19 protein-coding genes are annotated in these 21,754 nt (G+C 63.2%); 16 read left to right on the top strand and 3 right to left on the bottom strand.

Translation table 11 applies throughout. From position 1 onward, the window contains the following. The first annotated feature begins 175 nt into the window (after window positions 1-175). The 3 genes from ACOKS3_RS14585 (at window position 176) to ACOKS3_RS14575 (ending at window position 1,959) form a co-directional block, all read left to right on the top strand. The gene (locus ACOKS3_RS14585) at window positions 176-1,033 is read left to right on the top strand and encodes a LysR substrate-binding domain-containing protein (RefSeq protein ID WP_422764030.1); all 858 of its coding nucleotides are present in this window, start codon (window positions 176-178) and stop codon (window positions 1,031-1,033) included. Window positions 1,034-1,156: 123 nt separating this feature from the next. Beyond that, window positions 1,157-1,321, top strand: coding sequence for a hypothetical protein (locus tag ACOKS3_RS14580; RefSeq protein ID WP_422764029.1), 165 nt, complete (start codon window positions 1,157-1,159; stop codon window positions 1,319-1,321). A gap of 5 nt (window positions 1,322-1,326) precedes the next feature. After that, entirely contained in the window at window positions 1,327-1,959 is a 633-nt protein-coding gene (locus ACOKS3_RS14575; protein ID WP_422764028.1) for a helix-turn-helix domain-containing protein, read from the top strand. 10 nt (window positions 1,960-1,969) lie between these two features. Here ACOKS3_RS14575 and ACOKS3_RS14570 read toward each other — a convergent pair whose 3' ends face one another. After that, the gene (locus ACOKS3_RS14570) at window positions 1,970-2,461 is read right to left on the bottom strand and encodes a hypothetical protein (protein ID WP_422764026.1); all 492 of its coding nucleotides are present in this window, start codon (window positions 2,459-2,461) and stop codon (window positions 1,970-1,972) included. Between the two features lie 724 nt (window positions 2,462-3,185). On the opposite strand from ACOKS3_RS14570, the gene ACOKS3_RS14565 reads away from it, so the two are divergent. From ACOKS3_RS14565 to ACOKS3_RS14555, 3 genes are all read left to right on the top strand, one after another. After that, window positions 3,186-5,663 carry a TonB-dependent receptor plug domain-containing protein gene (locus tag ACOKS3_RS14565; RefSeq protein ID WP_422764025.1) on the top strand — a complete coding sequence of 826 codons (2,478 nt, stop codon included), beginning with the start codon at window positions 3,186-3,188 and terminating at the stop codon, window positions 5,661-5,663. 83 nt (window positions 5,664-5,746) lie between these two features. Then, window positions 5,747-6,823, top strand: coding sequence for an alpha-hydroxy-acid oxidizing protein (locus ACOKS3_RS14560; protein WP_422764024.1), 1,077 nt, complete (start codon window positions 5,747-5,749; stop codon window positions 6,821-6,823). A 116-nt stretch (window positions 6,824-6,939) separates the two neighbouring features. Further along, a complete protein-coding gene (locus ACOKS3_RS14555; RefSeq protein WP_422764023.1) occupies window positions 6,940-7,419 on the top strand; it encodes a flavin reductase family protein in 480 nt (159 codons plus the stop codon). 52 nt (window positions 7,420-7,471) lie between these two features. Here the strand turns inward: ACOKS3_RS14555 and ACOKS3_RS14550 are convergent, their stop codons facing one another. Together ACOKS3_RS14550 and ACOKS3_RS14545 are read right to left on the bottom strand one after the other, a co-directional pair. Beyond that, entirely contained in the window at window positions 7,472-8,428 is a 957-nt protein-coding gene (locus tag ACOKS3_RS14550) for an aliphatic sulfonate ABC transporter substrate-binding protein (protein WP_422764022.1), read from the bottom strand. Window positions 8,429-8,443: 15 nt separating this feature from the next. Next, window positions 8,444-9,409, bottom strand: a complete 966-nt coding sequence (locus ACOKS3_RS14545) for an ABC transporter substrate-binding protein (RefSeq protein ID WP_422764021.1) — start codon at window positions 9,407-9,409, stop codon at window positions 8,444-8,446. 199 nt (window positions 9,410-9,608) lie between these two features. Between ACOKS3_RS14545 and ACOKS3_RS14540 the strand changes: the two genes are divergently transcribed. The 10 genes from ACOKS3_RS14540 to ACOKS3_RS14495 all read left to right on the top strand — a co-directional run bounded on the left by ACOKS3_RS14540 (window position 9,609) and on the right by ACOKS3_RS14495 (window position 21,262). Further along, window positions 9,609-10,499, top strand: coding sequence for a LysR family transcriptional regulator (locus ACOKS3_RS14540; protein WP_422764020.1), 891 nt, complete (start codon window positions 9,609-9,611; stop codon window positions 10,497-10,499). A 170-nt stretch (window positions 10,500-10,669) separates the two neighbouring features. Next, a complete protein-coding gene (locus tag ACOKS3_RS14535) occupies window positions 10,670-11,803 on the top strand; it encodes an acyl-CoA dehydrogenase family protein (protein WP_422764019.1) in 1,134 nt (377 codons plus the stop codon). After that, the gene (locus tag ACOKS3_RS14530) at window positions 11,800-12,744 is read left to right on the top strand and encodes a D-isomer specific 2-hydroxyacid dehydrogenase family protein (protein ID WP_422764018.1); all 945 of its coding nucleotides are present in this window, start codon (window positions 11,800-11,802) and stop codon (window positions 12,742-12,744) included. The genes ACOKS3_RS14535 and ACOKS3_RS14530 overlap by 4 nt, the downstream gene beginning before the upstream one ends. Before the next feature lie 17 nt (window positions 12,745-12,761). After that, window positions 12,762-13,556, top strand: a complete 795-nt coding sequence (locus ACOKS3_RS14525) for a class II aldolase/adducin family protein (protein ID WP_422764017.1) — start codon at window positions 12,762-12,764, stop codon at window positions 13,554-13,556. A 68-nt stretch (window positions 13,557-13,624) separates the two neighbouring features. Further along, complete coding sequence (locus ACOKS3_RS14520; protein WP_422764016.1) at window positions 13,625-15,244, top strand: ABC transporter substrate-binding protein; 1,620 nt, start codon at window positions 13,625-13,627, stop codon at window positions 15,242-15,244. Further along, window positions 15,241-16,191, top strand: coding sequence for an ABC transporter permease (locus ACOKS3_RS14515; RefSeq protein ID WP_422764015.1), 951 nt, complete (start codon window positions 15,241-15,243; stop codon window positions 16,189-16,191). Before ACOKS3_RS14520 ends, ACOKS3_RS14515 begins: the two co-directional genes overlap by 4 nt. A gap of 1 nt (window position 16,192) precedes the next feature. Beyond that, entirely contained in the window at window positions 16,193-17,107 is a 915-nt protein-coding gene (locus ACOKS3_RS14510) for an ABC transporter permease (RefSeq protein WP_422764014.1), read from the top strand. Beyond that, entirely contained in the window at window positions 17,104-18,723 is a 1,620-nt protein-coding gene (locus ACOKS3_RS14505; protein WP_422764013.1) for a dipeptide ABC transporter ATP-binding protein, read from the top strand. The genes ACOKS3_RS14510 and ACOKS3_RS14505 overlap by 4 nt, the downstream gene beginning before the upstream one ends. A gap of 72 nt (window positions 18,724-18,795) precedes the next feature. Next, window positions 18,796-20,130 carry an LLM class flavin-dependent oxidoreductase gene (locus tag ACOKS3_RS14500; protein ID WP_422764012.1) on the top strand — a complete coding sequence of 445 codons (1,335 nt, stop codon included), beginning with the start codon at window positions 18,796-18,798 and terminating at the stop codon, window positions 20,128-20,130. Window positions 20,131-20,161: 31 nt separating this feature from the next. Continuing rightward, window positions 20,162-21,262 (top strand): LLM class flavin-dependent oxidoreductase, encoded by a 1,101-nt coding sequence (locus ACOKS3_RS14495; RefSeq protein WP_422764011.1) that lies wholly within the window; start codon window positions 20,162-20,164, stop codon window positions 21,260-21,262. The last annotated feature ends 492 nt before the right edge of the window (window positions 21,263-21,754 follow it).

Genomic DNA, 21,754 nt, shown 5'->3' with positions numbered 1-21,754 from the left:
GGGAAATTCAAATATCAACTATCCTTATAACTTCAGCAGCAAAGCAGAGCTTCAATAACGGCATAAGCCAGTAAATTCTGGGCAAAGTGAGCATGCGATCTAATAAATGCCGCACAACGCATAACGATTCATTATATTTAACCTTCTGCCCTTGATGAAAAACCGGCCCTGAACCATGACTACGCCCGCCCTTGACCTCGACTTGCTGCGCACTTTCGTCGCCCTCGCCGACCACACAAGCTTCGCCGAGGCCGGGCGCCACCTGGGCCGGACCCAGGCCTCGGTGACCCAGCACATGCAGCGCCTGGAGCAGCAGGTGGGTGTGGCACTGTTGCGCAAGCAGGGCCGGCACAAATCCCTCACCGACGCCGGCCGCCAGCTATTGCGACACGCCCGGCAGATGCTCGCGCTAAACGACGAGGCATTGGCCGGCCTGCGCAACGATGGTCTGAGCGGCGTGCTGCGCATCGGCTCGCCACATGACATCGCCGACACAATCCTGCCCCCATTGCTCGGCCACATTGCGCGCTCGGCACCCAGCCTGCGTTTGGAGATCGACGTAGGTCGAAGCCCGTTCCTGATGGAGGACCTGCAACGCGGCAAGGTGGACATGATCATTTCCACCCGCACCGGCCCAGGCCTGGAAGGCTTTGCACTGCGCGCCTCGCCAGTGTGGTGGATATGCGCGGCTCACTATCAGCACCTACCTGGGGAGCCTTTGCCACTGGTGCTGGTGGACGAACCCAGTCTGTATCGCAAGTTGGCACTGGATGCGCTGGAACAGGCGGGCATAGCGTGGCGGCAGGCATACCTCGCCTCCAATCTGATCGGTGTCAAAGCAGCGGTTCGCGCTGGCTTGGGTATCACTGCGCGCAGCCAGGAAATGGTCGGCCCCGACATGCGCGTACTGGGTCAAAGCGATGGCCTTCCTGCCCTGTCTGACGTTACCTACCACCTGTGGGTGCGGGCCAACACCACCAATCCGCTGGTCCGTCAGGCCTATACGATGGTACGAGCCAGTGTCGGGATGTGACCGGGAAGCCCCCTCGACTCATATTTCACGTGGGAATAACTAAATCGATAATTATTATTATGAGTTATATGAAAGGGACGTAGAATCGATTCCGGCCCCTCCGTTTCAGATAAGGACTCCCGCATGAGCCACGCCGCCACGGTCATCGACCTCACCCTGTATCGCAAACGCAAGTTGGCCCAGCAAAAGGGCCGACTGCTCTGGGCATTTTATATGCAACAGGCTGGCGTTGCCGCGCAGGCAGCACGCACTGGAACAGCGGCGCCTAACGCACCGCGCCAGGCGTAGCCAGCATGCACACCTCCAACCGCTTTCTGGTTACATCAGGCGAAGCGCCGCTGAACTTGCCTGAAGCCACTGTCCAGGACGACGAAGGCATCGGCCAGCGCGTCGCCAACAACCTGCAACGTCTGCGCACCAAGCGTCAGTTATCCCTCGACGGGCTGGCCCGGGCGAGCGGGGTCAGCCGGGCGATGCTGGCGCAGATCGAATCGGGGCGCAGCGTGCCGTCGATCCGGGTGCTGTGCAAGATTGCACGCGCACTGAAGGTCTCGGTAGCCGCCTTTCTGGATGATGATGCGTGCGCCGGCGTGACGGTCCTGCCTGCCCGCGACAGCAAACGCCTGGTCAGTGGCAACGGCAGCTTCATCAGCCGCGCGCTGTATCCGGTCGATGCACCGCAGCGAGCAGAGTTCTATGAGTTACGGCTCAGGCCACTGGGAGAAGAGCACTCTGCAGGGCATGGCCCTGGAGTGCGAGAGAACCTGGTAGTGGCCCAGGGCGCGCTGGAGATCAGCGTCAACCAAGAGAAGTTCTTGCTAGCAACCGGCGATTCGATCCTGTTTTACGCCGACCAGCCTCACTGCTACCGAAACCCGGCGGACAGCGAGGTGGTGGCCTATCTGGTGGTTACCCACCCGGAGTAATCGCCCTCGATCAGCAGGTGCAGCACATCATCGGCATGCCGTTACAGCTCATCATCATTGGCATGCTGCAGTCGTTCATCATTTTCATCATCAGCATGCAGCAGTTGTTCATCATCTCCATGCTCATGCCTGCCATCGGCATCATCTTGCAAGTCATGCCGTCGCTCATCAGGGTGCATTCCATCATGCACTTGACCATCGGCATCAGCATGCCGTTCATGGGCATCGCCATCATCGGCATGCTCATGGCGTTCATGCCCATCATCATGAGGTTGCCGCACTGCATCATCATCGGCATGCCGCAGTTCATCATCATCTGCATCATCTGCGCGCTGTTGCGGAACATCGCCATGTCCATATCGGCGGCTGGCTTCATGGTGCAGAGCATGCCGTCATCAACCATCTGGCAGGTCATGGTTGCCATCATCATCGGCATGCCGGTCATTGCCATCATCGGCATCGCGGCGTTCATGTTCATCGGCATCTGCATTGCGTTCATCATGGTGAAATCCTTGTTCAAAGTGACGAGGGGGATGTGTTCGATGAGGCGATTCTAGAGCCGGTCAGGATGGCGGCAAGATGACGAAACAACAGCGGATGAAGCTGTCATGACGCCGCTTGGATGCAGATCTCAACCTTGATGGATGCAACAGCTTGAAAAATGACGCCATCACGATCATTCGAGACGCCATGACGCCGAAAACAGCAATATGGATATCACTAGAAGATGTAAGCTCATAACCAGGATGCATAATCGATCTAAGCACGCTACAGATAATTGCCGAGCAGACAACTCTTCTCCCCGCCTTCGATCGTGCGCAAGGTACAGGCATAAACCCGGAGAACCTGGTGTAAATCACCAGCTTGGCCGATAGCGCGCCGCCCAATGTAAAAATACGCTTACTGCATACTTCAATCACTTTTAAATCAGCAAAAATCATAATTAGCTTAGAACCAAAAAGCCTTTTACATTAAAAAAATATAAGAATACGGTCTTACCCGGCCACCTCATCACGCTGGGGCGCCAAGGCAATCGGCACCGATCGCCTCCCCATACGCCAGTGATGAGAGACCGACGCTCCATGCCAACGCCGTTCCCACCCACCCGTGCGCTTCACCCCGCTCCCGACGGCGGGGAAAGGATCCTGTACCCGAACCAAGGGCCAGTGCTGGCTTAACAAGACGCGGCTGCTGATTGCCGCTTGCCAACACAAGGAAAGTTGACCATGAACCAACGCCCGCCCTTACCATTGCGATCAGGGCTGACAGCACTCGTCGCCTGCCTGGCGCTGCCGCAACTCTCAGCGCTGGCAGCCGATCAGGAAGAGACTCGACTCGACACCGTCTCCGTAATTTCCACCGGCCTGCGTGGGCAGCAACGTACTGTCGCCGACAGCCCGACACCCATTGACATCATCAACAGCGAACAACTGCTCAAAACCGGCCGGGCTGAACTGTCGGAGGCCATATCCAAACTGCTGCCATCGTTCAACTTCGGCACCAACATCGCCGGGGTCAACTCACAAGTGCGGCCGCTCAGCAATCGCGGCCTTGGGCCGGCCTACACGCTGGTACTGGTCAACGGCAAACGCCGTCATAACGGCGCTGCCCCCGCCAATGGCAGTACCGACACCAGTGGTGCCAACGCTGTCGACATCGACATGATCCCGGTCAGTGCCGTGGACCATATCGAGGTGCTCAAGGACAGCGCCGCTGCCCAATACGGCTCGGACGCAGTAGCGGGGGTAATCAACATCATCCTCAAGAGCAATGCTTCGGGCGGTCATGCCGAGGCCAGTTACGGTCAATTGTTCTCGGGCCAGGGCGAAACCATCAAGAGCGCTGCTGACCATGGCTTCGCGCTGGGCGACGGGGGCTTCCTGCATCTTTCTGCGGATGCCCGCAAACGCGGTACCGCCACCTGGGTCGGGAAGTCGCCGGACAGCGTCCGTGCTTTTTTCGAGGATGATCGCCAGGCCGCCTGGGATCACGTGAGCACCAAGAACGGCGACCCTGATCTGAAGGCTTTCAACCTGGCCTACAATGCCGAGTTGCCGATATCCGACGACCTCAAGCTTTACTCCTATGCCACCTATGGCGAGCGCAAGACCGAAGCGAACAATCAGCTGCGAGCGGCCAACGGCGCTGCGTCGATCCCGGCCCTGTTTCCGGATGGCTACTATCCCTTGAACAACCTCAAGGATACCGACTATCAGTTTCTGTTCGGCGGTAAAGGCAGCGCGGCCAGTTGGGACTGGGATCTGTCCACCACCTATGGCCGCGACAAGATCGAGCATGCCAGCGACCTGACGGCCAACCCGACCTATGGCCCAGAGTCACCCACCAAGTGGGATGACCTGGCCACATTGCAGTTCGAGCAGTGGGTCAACAACCTGGATATCACACGCCACTTCGATGGGCTTTTCGGTGTCTCCGTTCCCACCCAGGTGTCCGTCGGCCTGGAACACCGCTGGGAGCGTTTCCGCACATTTGCCGGCAATGACCCACGTGCCTACAGTGTCGGGCCGTACACCTTCCCGGTCGGTAGCCCGCTGTATGTCGCTAACGGCGCGCAACCGTCGACAGGCGCTCAAGGCGTACTTGCAATCCGCCCTGAAGACGAAGCGGATCTGAAGCGCAACAACTATGCGGCCTATCTGGACCTGGGTTTTGACCTCACGCCGAAATGGTATGTCGGCATCGCCGGGCGTGCCGAACACTATGACGACATCAAGGAAAACACCTACAGCTTCAAGCTCAATTCCCGCTACGAACTCACAGACCAGGTGGCCGTCCGGGGCACCTTGGGCTCGGGCTTCCGGGCCCCTTCCCTGACCCAGCTCGGCTATACCGTCACCGACAACCGCACGGCAGCGGATGCCAATGGCAACGCGGTGCCCGCACTGCGCTATACCGCAACGCCCGACAGCCCCGTGGCCCAGGCGCTGGGCGCAACGGACCTGAAACCGGAGAAGTCACGCAACGCGGGCCTGGGTATCACCTGGCAGCCAGCGCCGCGGACCAGCTTCACTGCCGATGCCTATATCATCGACATCGACGACCGCATCCTGCTCAGCGAAAACCTGTATGACCGCAGCAATGGCAACGGCGCCATTGGCGACATCCTCGAATCCGTCGGCGTGGCACGCAATACCTGGGTCAGCTACTACACCAACGCCTTCGATACCCGTACTCGCGGCATCGACCTGGTGGCCGATCACAGCAGCCAATTCGGCGCCTGGGGCGATGTACGCTGGAGTGCGGCCTTCAACTACAACAAGACCACCGTCGAAGGTAGCCGCAGCACGCCAGCCGCGCTGCAGAATGCGGGCGTCAGCGTCGTGGGTCACGCTGCAGAGGGCTTGCTGGTAGCGGCCTCCCCGCGCAGCAAATGGATACTGGGCGCGAACTGGATGCATGGCAACTTCGCCGCCAACTTGCAGACCACCCGCTACGGCAAGGTCGAGACCTGGCAGCAGAACCCTGCGCAAGACCGCAGCTTCGGTGCCAAGTGGATCACCGACCTCGACCTGTCCTACCTGCTGTTCGACAGCCTCACCCTCAGCATCGGCGGCACCAACATCTTCAACGTGCGCCCCGACAACAATGGCATCACCCAAGCGGCCTACAAGTACAACTATGGATCCCCGCCTTTCCATCCGGGCGGCGGATTCTGGTACAGCAAGATCGCCTACGACTTCTGACCTCATGCCCAGGTTGCCAAAAGCATCGTGCGCGCCTGGCTTGCAAGCCTTGCGCGACAACCACGCTCTTCACCGGAGGCCAGATGCAACAGCCCTCTGCGAAATTCTTCAACCTGATGGAATTGGAAGACCTTGTCGCGGGCCTCATAGCGCGCCCAGCATTCGACTACATCGCCCGAGGTGCGGGTGATGAGCAGACCTTGCGAGAAAACCGCATCGCGTTCTCCAGGGTCTTCGTCGACCAGCGCATCCTCAGTGGCAAAACGGTGCAGAGCCTTCAGACCCAGGTCTTCGGCAGCCAATTGAGGGCACCGATCTTGGTTGGCGCGATGGCGGCCCACGGTTTGGTTCACCCTGCGGCAGAGTCTGAAACAGCACGCGGAGCCGCAGCTTATGGAACCTTGTTGGGCGTCAGCACAGTTGCCACGCAAAACCTGGAGCAGATCGCCTCTGCCAGCCAGGGTGACAAGTGGTTCCAGTGTTACCTGACGCGGGATAGCGGCTTCAACCGCGAGCTGCTGCAACGCGCCAAAGCTGCCGGGTACAAAGCTATCGTGCTGACAGCAGACGTTACCGTTGGTGGTAACCGGGAGCATGATCGGCGCAACGCCCTGCGCTTGCCGACGCCGGGAAACTTTCTCGCAAGCGACGGCCGCTGCCGGCCAATGGACTTGCTTTTCGATAGTGAAATTGGCCTCGACAGCCTGGAATTCGTCCGCACGCACAGTGCCGGCTTGCCTTTGATAGTCAAAGGCGTGACCACCACGGCTGATGCTCGCGCAGTACTCCAGCACGGCGTCGATGCCATACACGTCTCCAATCATGGCGGCCGCCAACTCGATGGCTCGCCAGCAGCGTTCGACTCGTTGCAACGGGTCGCGGATGAAGTCCGGGGCCAGGTGCCGCTCCTTTTCGACAGTGGCATCCGACGTGGCCTGGACGTGTTCAAAGCCATTGCGGCTGGCGCCGACCTGGTTGCCATAGGGCGCCCGGTCCTCTACGACCTGGCACTCAACGGCTGGCAAGGCGTGCAAGCGGTACTCGAACAACTCGAACAGAAACTGCGCATCGTCATGCAGCTCTGCGGCGCTGCCACGCTCGGGGATATTCGCAACACCCCGTTACTGCACAGCACGTCAGGCTCACAGCCACCCAGCTGACGGCAAGCCAGACGCTCGAAAATTGGGCGCCATCTTACAAGTGGAGCGCCCGCCCCTGAAACCCCAATCAAAAACATGAGGCCCTTATGACAGTGCTTGTACTGGAACCCCCTCCCGTGAATATCGCCCAAGCCAATGCCTTCAAACAGGCCATGCGCAATACTGCGGCATCCGTCAACATCATTACCTGTGCAGGCAGCGACGGTGACTACGGCCTGACTGCCACGGCCTTCAGCTCGGTGACACTCGACCCACCCACCGTACTCGTCGCAGTGAATTCGGGCGCGAGCATTTATCCACACCTGATCGAGCACAAGCGCTTGTGCGTCAACGTTCTGAAAGAAAATGCCGAGTCCGTGGCCAATGACTTCGCCGGGGGGCTGCCTGCACAACAACGCTTCGCCCGACATGCCTGGCGGCGACTGCCCAGCGGCAACCCAGCACTTCTGGCCAGCGTGGCCGGCTTCGATTGCCGTGTCAGTGAACTCCACCACATCGGTACTCACCTGGTGGTCATCGCTGAGGTGCTTGAATGCTGGCACAGCGACGAACTGCCACTGCTGTACACCTCAGGCCGCTACGGTCGTTTCTCCTGAGCAGCCCTGTTGCCGGGCAGCCTGCTGTCAGCAGGCTGCCCGTTTGCGACGGCTAGTTCTGCGCCGGCTCATAAAGGCTTACCGACTTGGCATCCACTGCCTTTGGCAGCAGCCCCTCGCGATAGAACGCATCGGCGATGCGCTGCTGTTCGGCCAGGTTCTCCAGCTTCACCGGCTGCACGTCATAACTGCGCCGGGCGTTGGCCTGCTGCACCGTGGCGCTGTCCAGGTTGCCCCACAACGGGCCGAGGATACGCGCGGCCTCCGCCGGGTTTGCCTTGGTCCAGGCCCCGGCCTCGCGCAAGGCAAGGTACACCTGCTGCAGCACCTCGGGATGGGCCTTGGCATAGTCGCTACCGGCCAGGTAGTAGCGCTGGTAGCTGGCCAGTTTGCTGCCATCGGCCAGGATGCGCGCGTTCTGCTGGCGCTGGGCGCTGGCCACGTAAGGGTCCCAGGTCACCCAGGCATCCACCTTGTGGTTCTCGAAGGCGGCTCTGCCGTCGGCGGGAATCAGGTAGGCCGGGGTGATGTCCTTGAAAGTAAGCCCGGCCTTGGCCAGGGCCTGGATCAGCAGGTAATGGCTGCCGGCCGCTTTGGTTACTGCCACGCGCTTGCCTTTGAGGTCGGCCAGGGTCTTGAGCGGCGAGTCCGCCGGCACCAGAATTGCCTGGGCCGTTGGCGAGGGTGTTTCGCGGGCGAAGTAGGTCAGCTTCGCACCCGCTGCCTGGGTAAACACCGGCACGGTGTCGGCGACATCCGCCGACAGGTCGACATTGCCCAGGTTCAGTGCCTCCAGCAGCGGCAGCCCGCTGGGGAACTCATGCCAGCTGACGCGGATGCCTTCGGCCTGCAGGCGCTGTTCAAGGCTGCCACGAGCCTTGAGCAAGGTGAGCAGGGTCGATGACTTCTGGTAACCGATGCGCAGGGTCTGGTCGGCGCTGGCCAGGTTTGGCAGCAAGGCGCTGGCCAGCAGGGCCAGACCAAGCTGGCGTAAGGCTTTCAATTGCATGAATGTATCTCCAGATCAGGGTTGCGCCGCCAGTTTGGCGGTATCGGGAAGGGTGAAGCCGCTGGCGAAGGTCGGTGCCACATCGAGACGTTCGTTCATCAGGCCGTGGGCATGATAAAAATCGGCGGTGTCCTGCTGTGCCGCCACGGTCTGTGGGTCGATCACTTGCCAGCGCAGATGGCGTCGCTCGAACTGCAGACGGGCGGCGTCCTCTGGGAAGCCAATGATTGCGGCCAGGGTTTTCGAGTAAGTGTCCAGATGCTGGTTGGCCCACACCTGCGCCTCGGCAAGGCGGTTCAGGTAGTCTTGCAGTGCCGCACGCCGCGCTGGCTCGTCCAGTGCCTTGTCGGTGGCTGCAAGGAAGCTGTTACCACTGGACAGACCGCGACCGTTGACCAGCACACGGCCTTGCCCACTCAGTTCAGCCAACGCGGTGTAAGGCTCCCAAGTCGCCCAGGCGTCCACCGAGCCGTTGGCCAGGGCGATCTTGGCGTCTACCGGCCCCAGAAAACGGAACTCCACGTCCTTCTCGCCAACCCCGACCTGCTCCAGTGCCTTTAGCGCCAAATGATGCCCAATCGAACCTCGGCCGGTAGCAATGCGCTTGCCCTTGAGCTCTGCTGCACCTTGCAGCGGCGCATCAGGCCGAACCAGCAGCGCTGTCCCGTAAGGGTCTGACTTGTCCACGGCGACGGCTTTGACCGGCGCCCCCGAAGCCAGCACGAACAACAGCGGCGCATCACCAATGATGCCGGCATCGATCGCCCCGGCATTGAGCGCCTCGGCCAGCGGCGCGGCAGCCGGGAATTCGGCCCAATGGATGTCATAGGGCAAATCGCGCAAGGCGTCGGCAGCCTCCAGCTGAGCCCGCATGTTGCCCTTCTGGTCACCGATGCGCAGGGTCAGGCGTTCTGCGGCGCCTGCCTGGCCAATCAGCACCAGGGCCGCGGCAAGGGTCAGCAGTTTCGTTCGAATGGACATGGCGCTCCTCGCTGCCTGGGCGGGCAGCGTCATGCGGCCCGGTCAGGCGACTCTAGCGACAACCATCAAATAAACTAAATTCATTTTAGGAATAACCTAATATGCGCTTTAATCACATAAAGCCATGCGTATGGCATTACCCGCCATTGCGATTATGCTAATGCCTTATTTTTCCCGTTCGATCTTGTGAGCGCCGAATATGAAAATCGATGATATGGACGCCTTCGTCGCGGTCATCCGTTGCCAGTCGACCAACCTTGCCGCCGAGGCCTTGCAACTGACGCAACCGGCCATTACCCGCCGAGTGCAGAACTTCGAGGAAGACCTCGGCGCCACCCTTCTCGACCGCAACACCAAGCCCCTCAAGCCCACGCCCATGGGGCTGCGGGTATACGAGCAGTGCAAGGCGATCCTGCGCGAGATCGACTCACTGCGCGAACTGGTGGCCAACGATGGCGCCCCGTCGGGCACACTGCGCCTGGGCGTGCCTCAGACCTTGGGTGATGTGGTGCTGCTTGACGCCCTGGCGCAGATCCGCGAAGCCTACCCACAGCTGCGTACCCAGGTCAGCAGCGGTTGGGGCAGCAGCTTGATCGCGCGCATGGAGAACGGCGAACTGGACGCTGCTGCCGCATTGTTCCCGCCAGGCAAGATCTTCCCCGAGGGTATCGCCAGCCAGTCCATCGCGCGCATGCCGCTGAAGGTGGTGGCGGCCAAGGGCAGCGCGGGCAAGCGTAGCTACAAACTCAAGGACTGCTATACCCGTGGCTGGGTGCTCAACCCTGACGGCTGCGGTTTCCGCGCAGGACTGCAGCGTGCACTGAGCGAACAAGGGTTAAGCCTGTCAATCAACCTGGAGACCTTCGGCACCGAGTTGCAACTGGGGCTGGTCGCCAACGGCCAGGGCCTGGGGTTGGTTCCGGAACCCCTGCTGCTAGCCAGCCGGCATCGCGATGCGCTGGACGTGCTCAATGTCAGCGATTTCAAGCCGCAGGTGGATCTGTGGCTGTTCCATCCGCGCTACCTGGGCAATTTGCAGGAGCCCGTGGAACTCTTTGGTGAAGTAGCCGGGCACAGACTGCTGAGCTGAGATCGCCGGGGCCTGCGTTGGTCGGCGCCTCTAAATGCAATTTTCGCATAAATAGATAAACACTAAATTCTTAAAACAAATAATTAGCATAGAACAAAAAAGACTTTTACAGCGTTCATCCATACGAATACGGTCTTAAGCAACTCACCGTCATTCAGGGATGAAACCCCATGAGTCACCCCTCCGACAGCGCCCTCGCCGAGCTGACGCATGCGCTCGCAGCCAATGCCGAGCGCTATGATCGCAGCGGCCAGTTCCCCCGGGACAACTTCGACCTGCTGCAACGTCACGGCCTGCTAGCCTTCACCGTACCCCGCAGTCTCGGCGGCAGCGGCGCTGACCTTGCCAGCGCTCGCCGAGTGATCGGCGCGGTCGGTAAAGGCGACCCGGCCACCGCGTTGATCCTGGTGATGCAGTACTTGCAGCATTTCCGCCTGCAGGACGAAGCGCGCTGGCCCGAGCACCTGCGCCATCGCGTAGCCCGCGATGCCGTGCAACATGGCGCGCTGATCAACGCACTGCGCGTCGAACCCGAACTTGGCACCCCTGCCCGCGGCGGCTTGCCCGCCACCGTCGCCCGGCGCACCGCCGAAGGCTGGCGCCTGAACGGGCGCAAGATCTATTCCACCGGTAGCCACGGCCTGACCTGGTACCTGGTCTGGGGGCGCAGCGACGATACCGACCCGCTGGTGGGCGGGTTTTTGGTGCACCGCGACACGCCTGGGATCACCATCGTCGACGACTGGGACCACCTGGGCATGCGTGCCACCTGCAGCCATGAGGTGCAGTTCGATGACGTGCTGATCCCGCTCGACCACGCCGTCAGCGTCAGCCCCGCCAGTGCCCCGCAAGCGGAACTCGATGGCCAGGGCCTGCTGTGGATGGCCGTGCTGCTGCCGGCCGTGTATGACGGCGTGGCTCGCGCCGCCCGAGACTGGCTGGCGGGCTTCCTCAAGCATCGCACGCCCTCTAACCTGGGCGCCCCGCTGGCCAGCCTGCCGCGCTTCCAGGATGTGCTGGGTCGCATCGACACGCTGCTGTTCGCCAACCAGAGCCTGCTCGATGCCGCCGTCGCCGGGCAAACCGCTGCGCAGCATGCCGGCCAGCTCAAGCACCTGGTCAGTGCCAACGCCATCCAGGCGGTTGCACTGGCCGTCGAGGCCGCTGGCAACCCCGGGCTTTCGAGGCGCAACCCGCTGGAGCGGCACTACCGCGACGTTCTCTGCAGCCGCATTCACACCCCACAGGACGACGTGGTATTCGGCCAGGTCGGCCGCGCCGCACTGACGGAGGTTCGGTCATGAGCCATTCGATCATCGCCAGCCAGCTCGACGCCCAGGCCAACCAGCATCTGCGCGAACATCTGCCGGATCATGAAGTGATCGATATCGCCCCAGGCCAGTTGGCCCTCGAAGCGCCCGCCGATGTGTTCATCCTGCGCCCTGTAAATGTGCGTGGGCAGCGCGTCGACAACCCGCCGCCAGGTTGGCCCTGGGGTTTGAAATGGGTGCAGCTGGTATCGTCGGGCATCGACTTCTACCCCGACTGGGTCTTCAAGGGCGCGCCGGTGACCAGCGGCAAGGGCGCCAACGCCGAGCAAGTGGCCGAGTTCGCGCTGGCCTTGGTGTTCGCCGCTGCAAAGCAACTACCAACGCTTTGGGTCAAGGACGCCAACTGGCGCCTGACTCCCCTGGCGCCGCTGCGCGGCCGCACCCTGGGCATTCTTGGCTTCGGCAACATTGGCCAGAGCCTGGCGCGCAAGGCCGTGGCACTCGGCATGCGGGTGCTGGCGCTGAGTCGCCCGGGCCAGCCAATCGCCGAAGTGCCTGGCGTGGAACGTGCCGACGACCTGCGTCAACTGTTCGCTGGCAGCGACCACCTGGTGCTGGCCGCCCCGCTCACCCCCGCCACTCGCGGCCTGATCGACCGCCAGGTGCTGAGCGACGCCCGCCCTGGCTTGCATCTGATCAATATCGCCCGGGGTGGCCTGCTCGACCAGCAGGCCCTGCTGGAGGCCCTGGACAGCGGCTTGATCGGCCGTGCCAGCCTGGATGTCACCGACCCTGAGCCGCTGCCCCTCGGCCACCCGCTGTATCACCACCCACGGGTGTTCCTGTCGCCACATACCTCGGCCATTTCCGAGGAGGGTTACCCCGCCTTCCTCGAAGCTTTCATCGCCAACTTCCACCGCTACCGCGAGCAGACGCCCCTGACCAACCTGGTCGACACCGCACGCGGCTACTGATTACCGGAGAGCACACCATGAGTTCACTGTCTGCCATCACCCCCCGTTCCGATAATGTGCGCGACCGGGTCAGCGCCGAAGAGTGGGAGGTGCGCGTCAAGCTGGCTGCAGCCTACCGCCTGGCGGCCCTGTTCCGCTGGACCGACCATATCTACATGCACTTCTCCGCCCGCGTGCCGGGGCCGGACGAGCACTTCCTGATCAACGCCTTCGGCTTGCTGTTCGATGAAATCAGCGCTTCGAACCTGGTCAAGGTGGACGTCGACGGCACGATCATCGACGACCCACTGGGCCTGGGTATCAACCAGGCCGGCTATGTGATCCACAGCGCCATTCACCGCGCCAGGCCCGACCTCAAGGCCGTGCTGCACACCCACACCCGCGACGGTGCAGCGGTGTCGGCCCAGCGCGACGGCCTGCTGCCGATCTCCCAGCATGCCCTGGCCTACTACAGCCGGGTGGTCTATCACGACTACGAAGGCGTGGCCCTGGACCTGGACGAACAGCAGCGGCTGGTGGCCAACCTCGGCGACAGCAACATCCTCATCCTGCGCAACCACGGGCTGCTGGCCGGAGGGATCAGCGTCGAGCACGCGTTCCGCGAACTGCATGGGCTGGAGCGGGCCTGCAACATCCAGGTGGCGGCACAGGCCGGGGGTAATGACCAGCTGTTGCATGCGCCGCAAGCGGCGATTGCCAAGGTGCATGAGCAATCGAAGCGGTTTGCCGATGGCAAGGGGGAAGGCATCCAGCGGCATTGGGATGCCTTGATCCGGCAGTTGGACCGTGAGGGCCGTGATTACCAGGACTGACAGCTGTTCGTTGGCTGTGCCGGCCTCTTCGCGGGGCAGGATAACCCACTCTCATGAAGGACCACCCCATGCCCCCACTGCACCGCCTGTTCGCCATCGGCTCCCTGGCCCTGGCCCTCACCGCATGCTCGCCCGCCGACAACAGCAACACCAGCAAAACCCTCAGCGTTGCGTTCTGGGGCGACAACACCACCCTGGTCAGCGTCGACCCCTTCCAGGTCTACTGGCTGGAACACCGCGTGCTGCTGCGCAACGTCGCTGAATCCCTCACCGACCAGGACCCGGACAGCGGGCGCATCATTCCGTGGCTGGCGAAGAGCTGGGAGATCAGTGCCGACGCCCTGAACTACACCTTCCACCTGCGCCAGGACGTCACGTTCAGCAATGGCGAGCGCTTCGATGCGCACGCCGTGAAAGCTGCCTTTGACAGCAACAAAGCCTTCGCCACCCAGTTGCCCGCCACTTTTGGTGCCACCTACCTCGCTGGCTACGACCACGCCGAGGTCATCGACGACTTCACCGTGCGGCTGGTGCTGTCACGGCCCAATGCAGGCTTCCTGCAGGCTACTTCCACCACCAACCTGGCGATCCTCGCCCCGGCCTCGTACCAGTTGACCGCGCAAGAGCGTTCGCTGGGCAACATCATCGGTACCGGCCCGTTCATCCTCGACCACTACACCCCCGAGGTCGGCGCACGCCTGGTCAAGCGTTCTGACTACGCCTGGCCGTCGGCCAACATGCGCAACCAGGGCCCTGCACACGTGGAGGCCGTGGACATCAGCTACATCCCCGAAGAAAGCGTGCGCAATGGCCTGTTTCTGCAGGGCAAGGCCGACATCCTGTGGCCACGCAACCCGTTCTCGGAAGTCGACCTCAAGCTGTTCCAGTCCAAGGGCGCGACCATCCAGAGCCGCTCGCTGCCAGGCCCGGCGCTGAACCTCTACCCCAACACCCGCAACGACCGCCTGCTGTCCGACCGCCAGGTACGCCTTGCGCTGCAGAAAGCCATCGATCGCACCAGCTACGCGCACACGGTGTACAACGCAGCGTTCCCGGTGGTGAGCGGCGTGTATGACGTCACCACGCCGTATTTCAAACCCCAGGCCAGCAAGCTGGCCTATGACCCCAAAGGCGCCGAGCAACTGCTTGACGCCGCCGGCTGGCGCAAGGGCGAGGATGGTTACCGGCACAAGAACGGCCAGCGCCTGACCCTGCGCTACAACCTTACGCCGGCCGAAAGCGCCGGAGACGTGCTGGTCCAGGACCAACTGCGCAAGGTCGGTATCGATCTCAAGCTGAATGTGCTGACCCGTGCCGAATGGGTGGCGGGCAACGCAGCCGGCACTTATGACCTGACGTCCACCTACATGACCCGCGCCGACCCGATCATCCTGCAGACCATCCTCGACCCCCGCTCGGCCAACAGCGCCACGGTAGCCACCAACACCTACGAGCCACATACACTGGCCAAGGCTCAGGTACTGTTCGACAACGGCATCACCGCCACTGCCGATCCGCAACGGGCTCAAGCCTATGGCCAGCTGCAGGACCTGCTGATCGACGAAGCCTCAGCGTTCCCGCTGTACGAGCGCGTCTGGCAGGCCGCCACTGCGCCACGGGTCAAGGACTTCCGCTGGACCGCAGAAGGCATCGCCCTGTTCAGCGACATCCAGGTCGGCCAGCCATGAAGCGCTACCTGACCGGCCGCATCGGCCAGGCGCTGCTGGTCCTGTGGGGCGCCTACACGATCACCTATTTCATTCTCTACCTGCTACCCGGCGATACCCTGGCGATCATGCTCAGCGCCTCCGGCATGGAGGCCGACGGCCTGTCGCCCGAGGATCTGGCCAAGGCCCGCGCCTACTACGGGCTGGACAAAGGGCTGTTCGAGCAGTACTTCGACCTGCTGTGGCGCGCGTTGCACGGCGACCTGGGGCAGTCGCTGTCACTGGGACGGCCGGTCACCGCGCTGCTGGCCGAGCGCCTGCCGCAAACCTTGGCGCTGGCGGGCTCTGCCATCGTGCTGTCATTGCTGGCCGGGGTCGGTTTGGCCTACCTGACCGCCTACCTGCAATGGCGGCCGCTGAAGACGGCACTTGCCCGCCTGCCCTCGCTGGGCTTTTCGGTGCCGGTGTTCTGGATGGGCCTGCTGCTGATCCAGGTGTTCGCCTTCGCCTTGGGCTGGTTCCCGGCTACCGGGAGCCAGGGCCTTGCCAGCCTGGTGCTGCCGGCGATCACCTTGGCGATACCCAGCGCCGCCGTTTACGCCCAGGTGTTGCAACGCGGCTTCCAGGGAGTGTGGCAGGAACCGTACATCGCCACCGCCTTCGCCAAAGGCCTGAGCAGGGCCCAGGTACAGGCCCGTCACGGCCTGCGCAACGCCGCCCTGCCGCTGCTGACCCTGGTCGGCCTGCAGGTCGGCAACACGGTGTCCGGCGCTGTGCTGGTGGAGACCATCTTCTCGCGTAACGGTGTCGGCCGCCTGGCACAGGAGGCCGTGCTGCGCCAGGACATCCCGGTAGTGCTGGCGATCGTCGCGGTATCGGCCACTGGGTTCGTGGTGGTCAACCTGATCGTCGACTTGCTCTACCCCTACCTCGACCCGCGCATCACCCATACGGCCAAGGTGAACTGAGATGACCATCGATATCCCCCTGACCCCGAGCGACACCCCGACTGCCGGCGGCGAGGCACGCCCTGCGCTCACCTGGAAGCGTCGCACACGCTTGCAGCGCGCCCAGCAAACCTTGATCCCGTTGCTGCGCCGGCCCGGCTTCAGCCTGGCGCTGCTGATCGTGCTGTTTGCCTTGTTCGCCGCGCTTGCACCCCAACTGCTGACCAGCTTCGACCCGTATGCCACGTCGCCCGCCGACAAGCTTAGCGCCCCCAGCCTGGTGCACTGGTTCGGCACCGACGAGCTGGGCCGCGACCTTTATACCCGGGTGGTGTACGGCGCACGCCTGTCGGTGATGGCCGCACTGCTGGCGGTGGCCATCGCCCTGTTCGGTGGCCTTGGCCTTGGTGTACTGGCGGGATTTGCTGGTGGGCGCGTCGACGCTGCGCTGATGCGCCTGATCGACGTGTTGCTGGCCCTGCCCGGCCTGCTGCTGGCGCTGGCCATCGTCACTGCCATCGGCTTTGGCACGGTGCCTGTGGCCGTCGCCGTGGGCGTCGGGATCATCCCAGGCTTCGCCCGCACCACCCGTGCCGAAGTGCTGCGGATCAAGACCCTGCCCTACGTCGAAGCTGCACGCCTGGGAGGCGCCAGTTGGGCGCGCACACTGCTGCGCCACGTGCTGCCCAATGCCTGGGGCCCGGTAGCAGTACTCGCCACCCTGGACTTCGGCGCCGCCATCCTGGCCACCGCCGGGCTCAGCTTTCTAGGCTTCGGCGCGGCTCCGCCAGCAGCGGAATGGGGCACGTTGATCGCCAACGGCCGCCACTTCCTCATCACTGCGCCTTGGGTATCCCTGCTGCCGGGGCTGTTCGTGGTGGCCGTGGTGTTCAGCCTCAACCACCTGGCGCGCAGCGCCGAGGAGCATGCCCGATGAGCCAGTCGCCCTTGATCGAGGTACGCGACCTGAGTGTCAGCTACGCCTTCGCCGGGCAACGCACCCAGGCGGTAAGGAGGCTGTCGTTCAACCTGGCCCAAGGCGAAACCCTGGCCATCGTCGGCGAGTCCGGTTCCGGAAAGTCGACCCTGGCCAACGCCCTGCTCGGCCTGCTGCCGGGCAATGCCGACATCGACCAGGGCCAGCTGTGGGTCGACGGCGTCGATGTGGCCCAGGCCGACGAGCCCACCAGGCGCCAGTTGCGCGGGCGTACCGTCGGCCTGGTGCCGCAGGACCCGATGGTCAGCCTCAACCCCACCCTGCGCATTGGCCGCCAGATCGCCGAGGCCCTGGTGCTGGCCCGCGGCCGACGCTACCCCGAGGTGGACAGCGAAGTCCTCGCATTGCTGGCCCAGGTTGGCCTGGATGAGCCGGCGCTGCGGGCTCGCCAGTACCCCCACGAATTGTCTGGCGGCATGCGCCAGCGGGTGCTGATTGCCATCGCCCTGGCGGGCAAGCCGCGGCTGATCATTGCCGACGAGCCAACCAGCGCGCTGGATGTCACGGTGCAGCGGCGCATTCTCGATCACCTGCAACAACTGGTGGCCGAGCGTGGCATCTCGTTGCTGATCATCACCCATGACCTGGGCATGGCATGCGACCGCGCCGACCGCCTGCTGGTGATGAAGCAGGGCGAGCTGATCGAGCATGCATCCCCCAGGCAAATACTCTGGGGGGCGCAGCACCCCTATACACGTGATCTGCTCAATGCGGCGCCGGCTTTCGTGCCGCGGCGCAGGCCCGGCGAGGTGACGGGCCAGGTGCCGCTGCTGCGCCTGCGCAACGTCGGCAAACGCTTTGCGCTGCCAGGGCAGCATGCTCACTTCACTGCCCTGCATGACCTGAACCTTGAAGTGCACGCCGGTCAGACCCTGGCCATCGTAGGCGAGTCTGGCTCAGGCAAAAGCACAGCGCTGCGTATTGCCCTAGGGCTGGAAAAACCCAGCCAAGGGCACGTCGAGTTCGCTGGCGAAGATGTCAGCGCGTTCAGCTGGCGGCAGTTCCGGCCCCTGCGTCGGCGCATCCAGCTGGTGCAACAGAACCCGTTTGCCGCACTCGATCCGCGTTTCACCGTGTTCGACAGCATCGTCGAGCCGCTGGTGTCATTCGGCCTGCTCAAGGGCCGGGCACTGGAGAGCAAGGCCCGCGACCTGATCGCCAGGGTGCACTTGCCGGTGCACTTCCTCGACCGCCTGCCGCGGGAGCTGTCCGGAGGCCAGCGCCAACGGGTGGCCATTGCCCGGGCTCTGGCCCTGGAGCCAGACGTGTTGCTGCTCGACGAACCGGTCAGCGCACTGGACGTATCGGTGCAGGCACAGATCCTCGCCCTGCTGGATGAACTGCAGCGCGAATTGGGCATGGCGTACGTGCTGGTCTCCCACGACCTGGCGGTGGTGGCAAGCATGGCCGACCAGGTGCTGGTGCTTCGGCGCGGGCAGGTGGTCGAGCAAGGCCCGGCGATGCAGGTGTTCGGCCAACCGGCCAGCACCTACACCCGAGCGCTGATCGAGGCAATACCAGGGCATTCGCGCAGCGTGCTGCCCGTGGCGGTTTGACCGTTGTGCCACGCGGCACGGGCGTGCCGCGCGGATCAGACATTGAGGCCTATCTGGCCAGAGGTAATGAACGTGAGCAAACGACAGATCCATCTCGGTGCAATGATCCATGGTGTCGGCCACGGCTGGGGCGAATGGCGTCACCCCAAGGCACTGGCCGACGCCAGCGTCAATTTCGGCTACTACAAGCAACAGGCGCAACTGGCGGAGGCTGCGAAGTTCGACTTCGCCTTCATTGCCGACAGCCTGCACATCCACGCCCGCTCCAGCCCCCATTACCTCAATCGCTTCGAGCCGCTGACCATTCTTTCGGCGCTGGCAGCTGTCACATCCCACATTGGCCTGGTCGCCACGGTCACGGTCAGCTACACCGAGCCCTTCCAGGTCGCCCGCCAGTTCGCCTCGCTGGACCTGATCAGCGGCGGTCGCGCCGGCTGGAACGTGGTCACCTCGTGGCTCTCGGGTACCGCCGACAACTTTGGCAAGGAGGAACACCCACCCCATGCAGTGCGCTACCGCATCGCCCGTGAACATGTCCAGGTAGTCCAGGGCCTGTGGGACTCGTGGGAAGACGACGCCTTCACCCGCAACAAACTGACCGGCGAGTTCTTCGACCCGGCCAAGCTGCACACCCTGGGCCACCAGGGCGAGTTCTTCAAGGTCAAGGGCCCACTGAACATTCAGCGCTCCCCCCAAGGACAACCACTGATCTTCCAGGCTGGGGTGTCGGAGGACGGCCGCAATTTCGCCGCGCAGAATGCCGATGCAATCTTCGTCAACCCCGAGTCGTTCGGTGATGCCCGCGCTTACTACCAAGACCTGAAACAGCGCGCCGCCGGCCATGGCCGCGACCCGGAGCAACTGTTCATCCTGCCGGGCATCCGCCCGATCGTGGGCCGCGATGAAGCCGAGGTCGAGCGTCGCTACCAGCAGGCCGTAGACCTGGTCAGCATCGAAGACGCCCTGGTTGCCCTGGGCCGACCGTTCAACGACTACGACTTCAGCCAGCATGACCTGGATGCGCCCTTCCCCGATCTGGGCACACTCGGCGACAACAGCCATAAAGGCACTGCCGACCAGTTGAAACAACTGGCCCGCGACGAGGGCCTGAGCCTGCGCGAAACAGCCTTGCGCTTCTCGCGCCCGCGCCGGGACTTCACAGGTACCCCAGAGCAAGTTGCCGATGCCTTGCAGGCCTGGTTCGAGGGCGCCGCCGCCGATGGTTTCATCATCAACTCGTTGCTGCCCGATGGCCTGCAGTACTTCACCGAACTGGTAGTACCCCTGCTGCAGGCGCGCGGCCTGGTGCGCAGCGAATACACCGGCAGCACGTTGCGTGACAGCTTTGGCCTGAGCGTACCGACCAACCGCAATAGCCAACGTCGCAGCCAGACCGCCGTCGCCTGACGGCTGCCCCCTTGAAAAGGAGTTCCACTACATGACCCTCGAATTCATTGGCCTCATCGGCCCCCAGGAAAGCAGTGAATCCCAGGCGCCCCGGGGCCCGCTGGTTGACCTGGACTTCATCAAGGCCTTCGCCCAGGCCCAGGAATACGCCGGCTTCGACAAGGCCCTGCTGGCGGTCAACACCAGTGCGCCGGACTCGATGATCCTGGCCAGCTACGTCGCTGCGGTGACCGAGCGCATCGGCCTGCTGGTGGCGCACCGCCCCGGCTTCCAGGCCCCGACCTTCGCCGCTCGCCAGTTCGCCACGCTCGACCAGCTTAGCCGTGGCCGGGCCTCGATCAACGTGATCACCGGCGGCGACAGCGGCGACCTGCAGCGCGACGGCGACTTCCTCGACAAGGATGCCCGCTATGCCCGCACCGACGAATACCTGAAGGTGCTGCACAATACCTGGACGCAGACCACGCCGTTCGACCACCACGGGGCGCATTACCGGGTGGAAGACAACCTGACCCTGGTCAAACCCGTGGGCAAGCTGCCCGTCTACTTCTCTGGGGCATCGGACGCGGCAGTGGAAGTCGCGGCCAGACACGCCGACATATATATGATGTGGGGTGAGCCGCTGGAGCAAGTGCGCGAGCGCATTGCCCAAGTACGCAAGGCGGCTGCCCGATACGGGCGGGAGAATCATATCCGCTTCAGCCTCTCGTTACGGCCGATCCTCGGTGCAACGGAAGATGAAGCCTGGGCGCGGGCCGAGCGCATCCTGGCCGACGCCCAGCAACGCATCGGCATCCGCCAGGGCAACCGCCGCGAGAAGAACTTCGGCAAGAGCAACGCCGGTTCCGAGCGCCTGGTGCAGCTGGCCGGCCAGCGCAAGGTGCATGACACCCGGCTGTGGACCGAGATCGCGGCCTTGGGCGGCGGCGCCGGCAACTCCACCTCGCTGGTGGGCACCCCTGAGCAGGTGGCCGAGGCCGCGCTGGCCTACTACGAACTGGGCGTGAGCACTTTCCTATTTCGCGGGTTCGAGCAGTTGCGCGATGCCGTGGAGTACGGGCAGGAGCTGATTCCGCGGATTCGTACGCTGGTTGCCCGTCAAGAAGCCGGTCGCAGCACCCGCTCTGCCTAGCAGGCCAATCCCTCCTGACAGACCATGGTGGAGCGGCATCAGCGCCCACCGAAATATATCGCCATGCCAACAAGGCGGTCCCTGTTGGCTTCACAGGAGGGACTGGCCCGAAACAGATGTAGGAGCGGATTTATCCGCGATGCGCCGCGCGGGCGGCGCTCGATCTCATGGGCGCTGCAAAAACACCGGCGGACACTGGCAGCCTTCACCTTGTCTCTCGGCAGGCACCTATCGGCCATGACCGAATCCTGATCGGACAGGGTTGGCAGTGCGGCGCCCAAGCGCCTGTCATGGGATCGAGTCAGGGCCCCGAGGTGCATGACGACAGCGTTGCAGTGCTTTCAAGATCGAGCGCCGCCCGCGCTGCGCATCGCGGATAAATCCGCTCCTACATCTGTTTCGGGCCAGTCCCTCCTGTGAAGCCAACAGGGACCGCCTTGGTGCATGACTGGAGACAGGTGGAGTAGCATCAGTGCCCACCGGGATGCATCT

The sequence above is a fragment of the Pseudomonas sp. HS6-2 genome (genome assembly GCF_049325675.2).
GTDB lineage: Bacteria > Pseudomonadota > Gammaproteobacteria > Pseudomonadales > Pseudomonadaceae > Aquipseudomonas > Aquipseudomonas putida_N.
Note: the sequence above shows the minus strand (reverse complement) of the source record. Positions and strands in the feature narration are given on the sequence as shown.

Excerpts from the sequence above, each read along its gene's own strand:
- ACOKS3_RS14585 (WP_422764030.1), top strand. The coding sequence starts at position 176 with ATGACTACGCCCGCCCTTGACCTCGACTTGCTGCGCACTTTCGTCGCC.
- ACOKS3_RS14580 (WP_422764029.1), top strand. The coding sequence starts at position 1,157 with ATGAGCCACGCCGCCACGGTCATCGACCTCACCCTGTATCGCAAACGC.
- ACOKS3_RS14575 (WP_422764028.1), top strand. The coding sequence starts at position 1,327 with ATGCACACCTCCAACCGCTTTCTGGTTACATCAGGCGAAGCGCCGCTG.
- ACOKS3_RS14570 (WP_422764026.1), bottom strand. The coding sequence starts at position 2,461 with ATGATGAACGCAATGCAGATGCCGATGAACATGAACGCCGCGATGCCG.
- ACOKS3_RS14565 (WP_422764025.1), top strand. The coding sequence starts at position 3,186 with ATGAACCAACGCCCGCCCTTACCATTGCGATCAGGGCTGACAGCACTC.
- ACOKS3_RS14560 (WP_422764024.1), top strand. The coding sequence starts at position 5,747 with ATGCAACAGCCCTCTGCGAAATTCTTCAACCTGATGGAATTGGAAGAC.
- ACOKS3_RS14550 (WP_422764022.1), bottom strand. The coding sequence starts at position 8,428 with ATGCAATTGAAAGCCTTACGCCAGCTTGGTCTGGCCCTGCTGGCCAGC.
- ACOKS3_RS14545 (WP_422764021.1), bottom strand. The coding sequence starts at position 9,409 with ATGTCCATTCGAACGAAACTGCTGACCCTTGCCGCGGCCCTGGTGCTG.
- ACOKS3_RS14540 (WP_422764020.1), top strand. The coding sequence starts at position 9,609 with ATGAAAATCGATGATATGGACGCCTTCGTCGCGGTCATCCGTTGCCAG.
- ACOKS3_RS14535 (WP_422764019.1), top strand. The coding sequence starts at position 10,670 with ATGAGTCACCCCTCCGACAGCGCCCTCGCCGAGCTGACGCATGCGCTC.
- ACOKS3_RS14530 (WP_422764018.1), top strand. The coding sequence starts at position 11,800 with ATGAGCCATTCGATCATCGCCAGCCAGCTCGACGCCCAGGCCAACCAG.
- ACOKS3_RS14525 (WP_422764017.1), top strand. The coding sequence starts at position 12,762 with ATGAGTTCACTGTCTGCCATCACCCCCCGTTCCGATAATGTGCGCGAC.
- ACOKS3_RS14520 (WP_422764016.1), top strand. The coding sequence starts at position 13,625 with ATGCCCCCACTGCACCGCCTGTTCGCCATCGGCTCCCTGGCCCTGGCC.
- ACOKS3_RS14515 (WP_422764015.1), top strand. The coding sequence starts at position 15,241 with ATGAAGCGCTACCTGACCGGCCGCATCGGCCAGGCGCTGCTGGTCCTG.
- ACOKS3_RS14510 (WP_422764014.1), top strand. The coding sequence starts at position 16,193 with ATGACCATCGATATCCCCCTGACCCCGAGCGACACCCCGACTGCCGGC.
- ACOKS3_RS14505 (WP_422764013.1), top strand. The coding sequence starts at position 17,104 with ATGAGCCAGTCGCCCTTGATCGAGGTACGCGACCTGAGTGTCAGCTAC.
- ACOKS3_RS14495 (WP_422764011.1), top strand. The coding sequence starts at position 20,162 with ATGACCCTCGAATTCATTGGCCTCATCGGCCCCCAGGAAAGCAGTGAA.